We start from the raw sequence: 1167 nt of genomic DNA on the forward strand, positions 1-1167 counted from the left end.
ATACCAACATGCATTGATTAGAACTCATGGGCCCAATCTCGCAGGCCGATGGTCATGATTTTCCAGGGCCGCTTGATCAGGCAGTTCCATGCGTCACAGCAGTTGGTGAGGATGTCTTCGTAGTCGCTGAAGACCCGGTTCGAGAGCCAGTTTTCCCGCAGATATTGCCAGACGTTTTCGACGGGGTTCAGTTCGGGCGATCGCGGTGGCAGCGGCATCAGGGTGACGTTTTCGGGTATCGCGAGCGTACCCGACATGTGCCAGCCGGCTTGATCGAGAATGACGACGGCATGAGCGCCTGGCGCGACCGTCGCAGCGATCTCGGCCAGGTGTGCCGTCATCGCATCGCTGTCGCAGCGGGGCATGACCAGGCCGGCGCCCTTGCCTTCGGCCGGGCAGATTGCACCAAAGATATAGGCGGATTGGGTGCGCTGATCGCAGGGCGCAGACGGTCTTGTTCCGCGCCGCGCCCATCGTCGGGTGATCTTGTTCTTCTGGCCCACCCGCGCTTCATCCTGGAACCACAATTCTATTTCGGTGCCGGGCGGGAGCGCGGCCCGGATTTCTTCGAGGCGTGCGGGAAAGTCTTTTTAAAAGCGTCGATTGCCTCGGGGTCCTGGTCGTGATGGCGCGGCCTGGCGGATAACTTCGTGAACCCGAGCGCCTTGAGTTCCCGGCTGAGCGTCGCTTCGCTGATCGAGATGGCGAATTCATCCCAGATCCACGCCGCGAGGTCCATCAGACGCCATCGCACGACCTCGTCGATCTCCGGGTCCGGCCCGCGTTCGACGACTTGCGCGAGCGCGCCGCGCTGCGTGTCGTCGAGTTTCGATGGAGCCCCTGGTGCTTTTCGATTGATCAGCCCGTCTGGCCCTTCAGCGTTGAAGCGCTCCACCCAGTCCCGGAGGATCTGCCGCCCGACACCCCCGGTCTCCGCGGCAACGCCCCGACTGCCGCCATCATAGACAACCGAAAGCGCCAAGAGCCGCCGCGTCTGGTTCGCATCCCGACTCGCCCGCGCCAAGCGCCGCAATTCCGATCCGCTGAAATCCTTCCGAAGTGCCAAAGGTTGTCCCATGCCCGCCTGCCTCTTGTTTTCGACAGAGAGTCAGAAATCGTCGGCCTTGGGAATCCCCTACGTGAGTCCCCAGTAGCGAAAGTTGGTAT

1 protein-coding gene is annotated in these 1167 nt (G+C 62.0%); it reads right to left on the reverse strand.

Annotated features, from left to right (window positions below):
- Positions 1-17 precede the first annotated feature (17 nt).
- A protein-coding gene (locus tag GE300_RS22015) for an IS630 family transposase (RefSeq protein WP_154449702.1) occupies positions 18-1078 on the reverse strand; the annotation gives its coding sequence in 2 pieces (ribosomal slippage) (positions 18-574 and positions 574-1078; 1062 coding nt in all).
- Positions 1079-1167: the final 89 nt, after the last annotated feature.

The organism is Halovulum marinum, from assembly GCF_009697225.1.
Lineage (GTDB): Bacteria > Pseudomonadota > Alphaproteobacteria > Rhodobacterales > Rhodobacteraceae > Halovulum > Halovulum marinum.